Here is an 11,154-nt window from a genome sequence, read left to right as displayed (position 1 = left end):
AGAACTATTTATTCTTATCCGAATTTTTAATATCAATATTGACTAAATTAATTTAAACAGTCCGGAAACGTAAAATTCTAAATTTGAAACATCTAACTACAATTTTATTGAAACTATAATAGAATTTATTTAGTAGGGACTGTCGTCAAAGAAATCTTTTAATAAACTCCATCATATCGCCAATTGTTTGTATTTCTTCTTTCTTGGTGTTACCAAGAACTCTCATTTTTTCGATATGCAATAAACTGTTTAACATAGCCTTTTGTAATCCGTTTAAAGGATCTGTGCTTGTATCAAAATCAGGAAACAGCTGTTCTATACCTAAGTGCGACCCCAGATCAGGCCAGTCTGTCCTTTTTTGATCAGAGAAGACTTCTGTAAAGGGTAATACACCAGGATCTTTATCTCTGTCAGTCAGTGGATCCAGATTCCATTTCTGACAGACGGTTTTTATAAATGAAGTATGATCAAACTGCGTGTTAATTATAGTATTCGGCTGAATATAAGACGATACCATAATCATAGGAACACGAACTCCAGCACGATCAAAGGTAAAATCGCACTGCCCTTTCATTCCGGCAGCAGGCGGTACGGCTTGCGGAGGCGGTACATGATCAAAACAACCGCCATGTTCATCATGTGTGATAATAAAAAGAATTTTATCTCTTTGAGAACTTCTTTTTATAGCGTTATACAATTCGAGAATTAATTCGTCTCCTAATTTTACAGTGCCCACAGCTAATTCGTGATTCACTGCCGATGGATGCTGATCGTTGTGCTTATGAAGAAACTGCGGTTCTACAAATGAATATTGAGGGAGAATTCCCAATTCAAGATCGGCAAAAAAGTCAAGATGGCTATGCGTATGGTCCCTGCCCTCTCCAAATCCATTCACTATATTCGTAATGCTCAAAGGTGCAATAGGTGCATAGACTTTCCATGAAATATTTTTGTCATTCATTCGGTCAAAAATAGTAGGCAGTGACCAGACATTTTTTATCCACGAATCCATATCTCTGAAATCACCATCAAAACCGGGAACACCGGGTCCATCCTCTTCAATAGGATTAATGACTTTGCCTCCCGAACTGCCTGCATGCCAAAATGCGCGATTGCAATAAGTTTGACTGGGAACCGAACAATGCCAATGATCAAAAACGGCAAACTGCTTAGCCAGAGCAGCCATTGTTGGAATCTGGTCGGGTTCAAAACACTGCATAATTACCTGATACTGTTGGTATGCGGGATTATCAATCTTATAAGTTGATCTCAGGTTGCTTTCGTAATCGTTGACAAATCCGTTCATAACCGGCACCGGTAAGGGATCAGGCAGGTTGTATGGTTCTGTCATGAGATAATCCGACAAGCCCATATTAGAATCAGGAATAATGGTATTAAAAAGCTGTGTATTTACATGAGGATATTCTTCTCCCGGATCCGGATATGGCATTGAATAATCTGCAGCGCGTGAAGGCGAAATAGTCTTTTCGCCGGAATCATTAACGGCTCTCTCCGGAATAGGGTTCGCATAATCAACGGCAGGATTGTAAAGTCCTTCAAAGGTTTTACCCTCTGGTACTTCCTCTTTAGCATAAAGATAACCTAACAGATTATCGAAAGATCGGTTTTCAAGCATTAGTACTACGATATGGTCAAATGTGTCCAGACCGTTAAATTGATTTGGGTTTTCCATTTTTTAATTGTTTTAAATTAAAAATTATAAGTAAATTAAGACAATTAAAATCAGAATTATACCAGTAGTTATACCTGTTTTACATCAGGGAAAAAAGATTCCACCAGCAGAGAATTATAGAAAATATTACTAAAATTTGAGACGTCTTTTTTAAATATCCTGTCATTATAGATTCTAAAAACAAAATTATCGCTGCTGCCAATGCCGTTATTTCAATGACAGTTAAGATAAAAGCATCTTGAAGAAAATCAGGAAACAGATTCAGATAAGCCGTTTTGGTTTCTTCAAAATCAGTATATTGTCCGCACATATAAATCCAATAGATTTTATTCAGGACACTCATAGCAAGCAGTGAGACTGCAATACTATAAACAAAAGATTTGTATTTCATTTTCATGATCATCCAATTAAAAAAAGAAAACCTCAAAACTGCACAATGTTGTGACAGTAATGAGGCTCCGCTAAAATATTATACAGCGTTTGATTCAAATTGTTTAAGGTCTCGGGTATTCTTCTGTACTGCAAGTGCCGAAAATAATCCTAATACAAAAGACATTCCGAAGAACCCTTTTTCACTAAGCAGTAAATCGGCATTCCACAAACCAATTACCAGCAGTACTATAGAAGCAATTGTACTAAACCAGCTTATACTATAGTACAAATCGGTTACGGGTATGCCTTCGAGTTTATCACGCACACTTTTTTGTACTGATATAACCGAGAAAAGTCCAAAAAGAAGAACAGTAAAATAATATCCTTTTTCGTTGTAAGCCATATCTGAATTGTAAAGACCAATACAATATGAAGTCATACCTATAAGTAACGTCATCCATGAAGCGCCAATAAAGGCGGCACTTGGTTTTAAAGGACTCTGTCCTATATGTAATCTTGCATTTTTTGATTCTGAATTGTTGTTTGATTCATTTGATTTTAGCGGTTCCATAATTTTTTATGTTTTATAATTATGAAGCAAATTTCAGGATGTAACACGAGATGTAAAAATCAATTTAACAGAATAACTGACGATATAAATACACATTTTTAATTGTTAAGGGTAATTTTTTATTACTTTTATCAACATAAAATCGTAGTTATGAACGCGCTTCAGGAAATAGCTGAAATGATGAATGAAAATGATTCAAAAGCTTTTATTCATTATTTATCAAAGAAAAACAAAAGAAAAGACACCGGTAATATCGAATTATTCAATTCTTTAAAAACTGACGATATAAATTTCAAAAAAAACATTTCAAAAGATAAAAAAAGCGCCGATGCATATCATGCCCTGAGAAAAAGGCTTTATGACAACATGATTGACTTTATGGCAAACCGAAGTTTTGAAAACGATACCTCGCAGGAAAATGCAATACTTCGTCTTATAGTGGTAAGTCGTTTGTTTTTTGAACATAAACTCGAAAAAACAGCTTTTAAATGTCTGGCTAAAGCCGAAGAACTGGCAATAAACATTGAACATTTTAATCTGTTAAACGAAATTTACCTGATTCAGATTCAGTTTGCCCATTTTAATCTTTCCCTTCCAATTGACAAAATAATACAAAAATTCAAAGTCAATAAAAAACAACTGGAATATGAGGAACAGCTCAATCTGGGATATGCTGTTCTGCGTCGTGAATTGACCGCTATTTATCATGAAGGCCGAATTGTAGATTTTGAAGCGCTGATTAAAAACACGATAGAAACATACGGAATCTCATTAAAACAGGGCTTAACTTTTAAATCGCTGTATCAGATATTGTTTATTGCCAATGAATATGCGTCTATAAACAACAATTACGCGCCTATAGAATCTTTTGTTATTAAAAGCTATAGGTTCATCAGTAAAAGAGCAGATCTGACTGATAAACATTTATATTATCACATTCATATATTGTATTTTATATCGAATTTCTATTTTCGAAACGGACGGTTTACAGAATCTTTGAGTTATCTAAATTCGATGTCAACAGAAATGCAGAAACAATCCGGTAAATATTATCAGCGATTTTGCCTGCGGTATTTTTTATTACTGTCTTTCAACGAAAATTTTCTAGGAAATTTTCAAAATGCAATCGAAACTGCACAAAAAGCTTTGTCTCTGACTAAAAAGGCAGATCCTAACGACAGCAATGACATTCATCTTATGCTGATCGTTTTTTATATACAGCAAAATGCAGGACGCAATGCCGTAAAAGAAATGGCGAAATTAAACCATACCGACAGCTGGTACGAGAAAAAAATGGGCATGGACTGGGCTATAAAAAAATGTCTTGTAGAAATTCTGCTTCATGTACAGGAAGAAAACACAGAACTGGCCATATCCCGAATAAAAAGTTTTAAGCGTCGTTATAAAAAATATCTTTTAACGGTTAATGAAGAACGGGTTGTAGAATATTTGATGTTTGTAGAACAATATGCAATGAAACCCGAAATTATAAAAACAGAAAAATTTCAAAAAAACATAGAAGCTTTTATAATCGCATCGCAGAACGGACCTAAGGATATTTTAATCATGAGCTTTATAGCCTGGCTTCTTGCGAAAGTACGTCAGAAACCCATTTATGATACTACTTTAAATCTATTAGCTGATTATTTTCCGGTTTCCTAACAAAGACCTTTTATATAAGCTGCGTAAATAGATTTAAAATTGCGCTTTCTAATTCACTGCTTTATCATCAAAAGTTACGTTTCCGAATCTTTATTTTACATGAAAACACTTTAATCAAAGCTGGAATGACACATATCGCACATTTTTATCTGCAATTTTTCACCGTCAGAGCCATAAAAACAAGGTATTAATGTATCTTTTAAGTTTCCTGAAAAATATTTTATTGTAAAGAAAAAACCGATTTAAACTAATTATCAACAACTTACAAATAAAAATGTTAAATTCGTAATTATTTTAAATGTTAAAACTCAGTAAAAGCCCTTAAAACTCCAAACAATTTGCTTAGATTTGTAAAAAGGCACTGCAGGAAATTGCCACTGGTATTTTATTTTAATTAATCCTGAAGTAAAATGTTCCCCAGTTGCGGCATCGAAGATCAAAAACAGCTGTTTTGACTATCGCTTCGTTCCTCACGTGTTTATATGTATAATACCTAATAGCCCCCAAGACTATGAAAAAAATTACTTTAATGATTTGTTTACTGCTGACAGCTGCCGGCGTAAATGCACAACAAGAAAAAGGAATTATCGGCTACAGCAACTGGCTGGACAACTGGACGGAATTTAAACCTCATAAGGCTGATTCCAAAGAAGCAAATCAAATTTTAGCCGGAAACATTACCGAAAATACAAAATTGCTAAAAAGAAATGTATACATCCTTCAGGGAAATGTATATGTGACTAATAATGCAGTTTTAACAATTGAACCCGGTACGGTTATTATTGGAGATGCTGAGTCAAAAGGAACTCTTGTAATTACAAAAGGAGCTCAGATCATGGCGCAGGGCCAGGAAACAGACCCTATTGTTTTTACTTCTAACCGCAGCATGAAAAAAGCAGGTGACTGGGGAGGTCTAGTAATTCTTGGTGATGCTCCAATAAACAAATTTGGTAATGCGGGTTCTTATAACTTAGATCTTGATCCTGCTCTTACTTTATATGGCGGAGACAATGTGGCTGCCAATTCAGGAGTTTTAAAATTCGTAAGAATTGAATTTGCTGGTAAAAAAGTAAAAGGATCAGATACCTTTAACGCAGTTACTATTGCAGGAGTTGGAAACAAAACTGTTTTAGAAAACATCATGGTAAGCTACTCTGGAGGCGATTCGTTTGCTTTTTATGGCGGTGATGTCAATGCTGCTCAGTTAGTTTCTTACAAATCGATAAACGATGACTTTAAATTTACACAAGGCACACAGTGTCGTCTATATAACTCACTTGCTGTAAGATCTTCTTACTTATCAAGTAACAAAGACGGTTCAAGATGTATTGAGGTAAAAGCATACGAAAAGAAAAACGAAACTGATTTTACTAAAAAATCTACATGGGTTGCTGCTACAAACATAACAATGCTGAATGACAGTGAAAATATCAAAGCTGATATTCAGGCAGGTTTGGTAAAAGAGGCGGTCTATGTAGCAGAAAATGCTTCTTTAGAATTAAAAAGAAGTGTAGTTTCTGGTTTCAATCCTGCTGTTTTATTAGACAGCCAGACAGAAATCAATGCGGCTAATCTGAAAAAAATCAAATTTGAAGAAATGTTTTTTAACCAATGTAACGGAAACATCTTTTCAGCAAACAATACAGACAATGCTGATTTAGAAAACTGGTACGGAAACAGCGTTTTCTTTAATGTGTATTCACATACTGATAACAAAGAAACTTTTGTTGATATAAACAACCCTAGAAGACCGGATTACAGACTTCAAATAGGAAAAATTACAGCTTCAAGCGGTAAATAATAACAATAAAAAAATCATTTTTAAACCACTCTAAACTGCAAAGTAAAGAGTGGTTTATTTTTTTTGGATATAACTAAAGAAAAACTTTCCATTGAACCTAAACGTTTTTTAGATGGTATAATAAATTAACAGAAACTGTTTAAAAAGGTATGAAATAAAAGAGAGGCTGCTCCATATAATGAAGCAGCCTCTTTTATATTTTGTAAAGAGATCCTATTCAACTATTAATATAAATAATTCAGGGCAGTAATATCGTTAGCATTGAATGCTCCGGTTTCGCTTGAACTGAAACATGCGCGCATATACGAAGTAGCATCATATCCTGTAGGTGTTCCAGGAATATGTACCGCTCCTACACCGGCAGTTCCTTCATTTGAATTCTGCCCGCAGCTTTGACGGCTGAACCAGTCTGTATGACGTAAACCAATACAGTGCCCAATTTCATGCGCAGCCACGTGTGCATTTACATTAGTTGAATACGAATCTAATCCAGAATATAAGGTAACTGAATTATAAGGATTTCCTCCCGAAGGAAAACCAGCTACACCGCCGGCAGATCCGGTTTGTCTTCTTACCACGATATTGGCACCGGAAGTACTGGAACTAAATGTCAGTGTAAAATTGATAGACAATCCCAGATTATTGTATCTGTTAATTGCCGCCTGAAGCCCGTTGCGCATATTGGTACTCAGGGCTGATGTACCGGTTCCTGTTAATCCAACAACGCGAATCGTTCTTGGTGCCGATACTAAATTGGTCGTCCGGTATTGTTCTGTTGTGATACCTCCATGAAGATCCGCTTTTTTTAATTGGTCTTCTGTCATAACGATACATCCTTCAATAAGAAATGCATCCTCTGTAGTACCATCTAACTTTGTGTTCTTAATTACCTGAACATCCTTGTTATTTAGTGAAAGTGAACTTATTTTATTTAACACATCCTGCGTCACTTTAAGAGATGCTGTATCAGCATTGGTTTGAACTGCTTCATCTTCTTTGTTACAGGAAAGTAATGTAAGCGCTATACACGAAAGCGCTAAAAATGATTTAATGTTTTCCATAATAATTTTTTTTGTTGTTAAAAAGTAAGTTTGCTAAAAAGGGGTCTTTACAAAATATTAGTAATATTTCTGATTTAAATTTAGAAAAAATTAATCTTAAAATACTTATAAACTAAATATTTAACATATTTTATGTATTAATTTACGTTCATTTTTAAACAAAACTGAGCTATTTATCCTCGTTAAGCCCAGTAAAATCAATAATTCACTACATATTAACTTAATAAATAAAAAATTATTAACAAAACATTCTTAACAACTTAATATTTTACAAAAAATACAAGATTTAACTTATTTATGTTAATAACAGAAAGTGAATTACAAATTAGCAGGACTTCGCCGGAAGATTTGAGTCAGCTGCTAAAAAAATACTAAAATTATTACAAACAATTTAATAACTTTGATTTGTATGCGTCATACTATTTCAGAAAAGAAAGTATTTACCAACTTTCAAAAAGAAAAAACAATATCCTTTTATATAGATGTTTTCAACTGCCCTAATCCCCGGATAAATGAAGAAACAAATTACTTTTCTATTTTTGATGATAACAACCGTTAGTCTGGCTCAAAATTCGGATCGATGGAAGAAATACATAAAAAATGATAACGAAAGGAAATTTGAAAAATACTATTTCACTTCTTTAGAAAATGCGCATCAAAACCAATTGAAGATTATAAAGAAACTTGACAATTCCTTTTGCATTGTCGAAAATAACAGCTCAAAAAACAATAAACGCCTAAACCCAATACTTCCTGTAAACAATTTATGGAAACTGCCGGCAGATTTTTCCAGTCATAAAGAAAACAGACAGTACATTCTGGCAGCTGATACAATTAAAACACTCCTCGCCGATTTAAAATTGTTAAACATTCCTGCTCTTAAAGTACTCGACCATCACTTTGTAGTCATAAAAAGCAGTTCAGCGAAAATCATCAATGAGGTTATCGGTTTAAACAGTATATCGGCTGTTTCGCAGGAATCACTGCAGCCTAAAGGGGATTCTAAAATAATCGATCAAAATTTCAGTATCAATTCTGTTACTAAAGCGCATATTAATTTTCCTTCTGTAAAAGGCGAAAATCAGATTGTATCTGTAAAAGATGATTTTTTTAATGTAAAGGATGTAGATCTGTTAAACAAACACATTCCTTCACAGACACAATCATCGATCGTATCAAGTCATGCAACAGATATGGCTACTATAGTTTCCGGGCTGGGAAATAGTTCGGTATTAGGAAAAGGAGCCGCGCCAGATGCTAAAATACAGTCTTCTGATTTTATGAATATTTATCCTGATGAAACAGCAGATTTACAAGGCGTATCGACTCAGAATCATTCTTACGGCACCGTCATCGAAAACTTTTACGGCTCGCTTGCCAATGCATATGATACTCAATTATCTTTAAATCCAAACTTGACGCATTGTTTTTCTTCCGGCAACAACGGACTTGAAGGCTATAAATCTATTACAGGCAATTTTAAACAGTCTAAAAATAGTATTGTATTGGGCTGTATTGACCAAAATGAAATAATTATGCCGTTCTCATCAAGAGGTCCGGCTTATGACGGTCGTATAAAACCGGAACTGGTAGCATTTAGTTCGCAGGGAACATCAAATTCTACGGCACTAACTTCGGGAATTATCGCACTCATGAAACAGCATTATGAAATTATAAATCATACTGCTTTGACAAATGCGCTGACAAAAGCGATTTTAGTTAACAGCGCCAAAGATTTAGGAACATCCGGACCGGATTTTATCTATGGTTATGGAAATGTTAATGCTGATAAATGCCTGAAAACCATCAGTGAAAACCGAATTACATCTGGAACTGCAGCATCTGGTCAGACTAATTTACATCAGATTACAGTTCCGCCAAATGCCAAAAACTTAAAAATCACCCTGGTCTGGAACGATCTTCCTGCTCCCATCAACAGCAATATCTGTCTGATAAATGATTTAGATCTGGAAGTGCTTTCGCCTGAAAACAATACTTTTTTACCGTGGATCCTAAATCCTGACATTCCTGAACAGCCGGCGGTACGAGGAAAAGATAAGATAAATACAATTGAACAGGTAACTATTGAAAATCCATCATCAGGATTGTACACTATAAAAACAGCCGGCACATACATTTTTAATATGCCGCAGGATTACAGTATTGCCTACGAATATGAACTGGAAAATCAGTTTGAATGGAATTATCCTGTCAGTCATGATAATTTCCCTTATGATGGTAAAACCATTTCGCCTTTTAAATGGCAGTCTTCTTTCTCAGATGCTTCGGCACAATTATCTATAAGCTTTAACAATGGCACAACCTGGGAAATTCTTTCAGATAATATACAGCTGAAAAGCGAACAATTTACTTATATGCCATCGGAACAAAAATTCGCAAAAGCAAAATTAAAAATGAATATTCAAGGTATTGATTACATCTCTGACAGTTTTACGATTTCGTACGATTTAAACATCAGAAACAGTCTGGTCTGCAGCGGTGCAACAGAAATTAACTGGGATAAACCTGCAGGTGTTGAAACTTTTAATATTTATCAGCTCACAGGAAATAGTTTTGAGTTTAAGGAACAGATAACAAATTCAGTTTATACATACACAGATGGAAAAATTTATACTGTCGCAGCTGTATTTGACAGTAACGAGGGAATTAAAAGTGAATCAACTTTAGAATATGCTCAAAACTCGAATTGTTATTTCGAACTGGCTTTTGCAGAAATTTTAGACGATAAAGTAAAAATTACGACCAGTCTTTTTAGTTTGTACAATATCAAAAGAATCGAACTGGTAAAGTTAAATAATGGCTCCGAAGCTGTTATTGGAACAATACAAGATGTCAATTCGAAAACATTCTCTTTTTCGGATGAAACTCCTGTAAAAGGCAAAAATACTTATAAAATAAATATAATCCTGGAAAACGATAATGTGGTTAGTTCTTCAATTCTTGATACGAATTATTCTGGCGATGAATTATTTTTTGTCTATCCAACACTGATTCATCAAAATGAAGAATTAAATATTGAAACTCACAAAGAGGAAAGTGCTGTTTTTTATCTGTACGATATCAACGGACAAAATATTGTAACTTCTCCACTGCTTTCAAAAAACAATACCATTAATCTCAAGATTACTTCTGCAGGAATTTACCTTTATAAAATAATAACCAATTCGGGCGGGGTACAAACCGGAAAGATTGCGGTTCTTTGAACATTCATGAGAAATAAAATAGTCTAAGGTTTCAACCCTGAGGTTACTATTTCTGAAAATATTGTGTCCTCAAAATTGAAAACTTGGGCTATGGTTGAGCTCCGGTGGAATGTAATTTTATAAAAGAACCCGAGCCGCAGCGAACAGGCGAAGCAATTTTAAATATTGAAATTTACCCATTATGTCATTATCTGAATTACAAACCTATCCGTTTGAATATTGTGAAGTACTTAAAGCGAATGATCCCGACCATTATTTTAAAGCCGTGCATGTCTACAAATTTAATGCCGATGAAAATCGCTATCTAGTAACTTTTGAGGAGTATCAGCATAATCTTTATATCCTTCACTTTTGCCTGGAAGAACATCGGGATAATGATGATAAATTTAATGTACTTGCCAATATTGGTCCTGCTAAAGCAAAAAAAGTCATAGCAACCTGTGTTTATATCGGATTATCTATTTATAAAAGAAATCCGCTTGCTTCGTTTGTTTTTACGGCAAGTCCTACTATTGCTGAATTAAACAAAACAGATCTTACAGAAACCAAACGTCTTTTTATTTACAGACATTTCGCCGAGTTTTTCTTCAATGCACAAGATTTCATACACTCCTATTCCACCGCACAAAACTCTTATTTAATACTTAATAAAAAATACGAACAGCAGGAACCGGAAGTCGTGCTGAAAATAAACGATATGCTGAAAACAAACTAAAAAATCCCGCCAAAAAATCAGGTATACTGTTTTTGACGGGATAATTTTAGATAAA

General features: G+C 34.4%; 8 protein-coding genes. 4 read left to right on the top strand and 4 right to left on the bottom strand.

Annotation, left to right across the window (positions count from 1 at the left end; translation table 11 throughout):
• Positions 1–145 precede the first annotated feature (145 nt).
• The 3 genes from OZP11_RS00430 to yiaA form a co-directional block, all read right to left on the bottom strand.
• On the bottom strand, positions 146–1,693 hold the full coding sequence (locus OZP11_RS00430; RefSeq protein WP_281233273.1) for an alkaline phosphatase family protein: 1,548 nt from the start codon (positions 1,691–1,693) through the stop codon (positions 146–148).
• A 79-nt stretch (positions 1,694–1,772) separates the two neighbouring features.
• Positions 1,773–2,090, bottom strand: coding sequence for a hypothetical protein (locus tag OZP11_RS00425; RefSeq protein WP_281233272.1), 318 nt, complete (start codon positions 2,088–2,090; stop codon positions 1,773–1,775).
• 72 nt (positions 2,091–2,162) lie between these two features.
• Positions 2,163–2,636 (bottom strand): inner membrane protein YiaA, encoded by a 474-nt coding sequence (gene yiaA / locus OZP11_RS00420; protein WP_281233271.1) that lies wholly within the window; start codon positions 2,634–2,636, stop codon positions 2,163–2,165.
• Positions 2,637–2,786: 150 nt separating this feature from the next.
• Here yiaA and OZP11_RS00415 point away from each other — a divergent pair, with 150 nt between their 5' ends.
• Together OZP11_RS00415 and OZP11_RS00410 are read left to right on the top strand one after the other, a co-directional pair.
• Positions 2,787–4,298, top strand: a complete 1,512-nt coding sequence (locus tag OZP11_RS00415) for a hypothetical protein (protein ID WP_281233270.1) — start codon at positions 2,787–2,789, stop codon at positions 4,296–4,298.
• 511 nt (positions 4,299–4,809) lie between these two features.
• The gene (locus OZP11_RS00410) at positions 4,810–6,099 is read left to right on the top strand and encodes a hypothetical protein (protein WP_281233269.1); all 1,290 of its coding nucleotides are present in this window, start codon (positions 4,810–4,812) and stop codon (positions 6,097–6,099) included.
• 224 nt (positions 6,100–6,323) lie between these two features.
• On the opposite strand, the gene OZP11_RS00405 is transcribed toward OZP11_RS00410, so the two are convergent.
• The gene (locus OZP11_RS00405) at positions 6,324–7,160 is read right to left on the bottom strand and encodes a M57 family metalloprotease (protein ID WP_281233268.1); all 837 of its coding nucleotides are present in this window, start codon (positions 7,158–7,160) and stop codon (positions 6,324–6,326) included.
• A 512-nt stretch (positions 7,161–7,672) separates the two neighbouring features.
• Between OZP11_RS00405 and OZP11_RS00400 the strand changes: the two genes are divergently transcribed.
• Together OZP11_RS00400 and OZP11_RS00395 are read left to right on the top strand one after the other, a co-directional pair.
• Complete coding sequence (locus OZP11_RS00400; RefSeq protein WP_281233267.1) at positions 7,673–10,384, top strand: S8 family peptidase; 2,712 nt, start codon at positions 7,673–7,675, stop codon at positions 10,382–10,384.
• A 181-nt stretch (positions 10,385–10,565) separates the two neighbouring features.
• Positions 10,566–11,099, top strand: coding sequence for a hypothetical protein (locus OZP11_RS00395; protein ID WP_281233266.1), 534 nt, complete (start codon positions 10,566–10,568; stop codon positions 11,097–11,099).
• The last annotated feature ends 55 nt before the right edge of the window (positions 11,100–11,154 follow it).

Source organism: Flavobacterium gelatinilyticum (assembly GCF_027111295.1).
Classification (GTDB): Bacteria; Bacteroidota; Bacteroidia; order Flavobacteriales; family Flavobacteriaceae; genus Flavobacterium; species Flavobacterium gelatinilyticum.
This window is presented reverse-complemented; position numbering and strand designations above follow the sequence as displayed.